The sequence below is a fragment of the Microbispora sp. H10836 genome, from assembly GCF_012999525.1.
GTDB lineage: Bacteria > Actinomycetota > Actinomycetes > Streptosporangiales > Streptosporangiaceae > Microbispora.
Window position 1 is genome coordinate 1 of record NZ_JABBWU010000084.1, and the last position, 581, is coordinate 581.

The 581-nt window shown below is 66.6% G+C and carries 1 pseudogene; it reads right to left on the minus strand.

Features of this window, described 5'->3' with window-relative positions:
- Positions 1–581: pseudogene (locus HHX30_RS40395) on the minus strand (DNA-directed RNA polymerase subunit beta); the annotation flags it as partial.

Here is a 581-nt window from a genome sequence, read left to right on the forward strand (position 1 = left end):
AGCGCTGGCCGCCGAACTGCGCCTTACCACCCAGCGGCTGCTGGGTGATCATCGAGTACGGACCGGTCGAACGAGCGTGGATCTTGTCGTCGACCAGGTGCAGCAGCTTCAGGATGTAGATGTAGCCCACCGCGATCGGGTGCGGGAACGGCTCACCGGAACGGCCGTCGAACAGCCGCGCCTTGCCACTGGGCATCACCATCCGATCGCCGTCGCGGTCGACGAGAGTGCTGCCCAGAAGACCGATGATCTCCTGTTCCCCGGCACCGTCGAAGACCGGGGTGGCGACGTTGGTCCAGGGCTCGACCCTGTCCAGGTCCTTCTCGCGCAGGCGCTCGGCCCACTCCTCCCGCACGTCGCTGATGTCCCAGCCCTGCGCCGCGATCCAGCCGAGGTGTGTCTCCAGGACCTGGCCGACGTTCATTCGCCCGGGGACGCCCAGCGGGTTGAGAATGATGTCGACCGGGGTGCCGTCCTCGAGGAACGGCATGTCCTCCACCGGGAGGATCTTGGAGATGACGCCCTTGTTGCCGTGACGGCCGGCGAGCTTGTCCCCATCGGTGATCTTGCGCTTCTGCGCC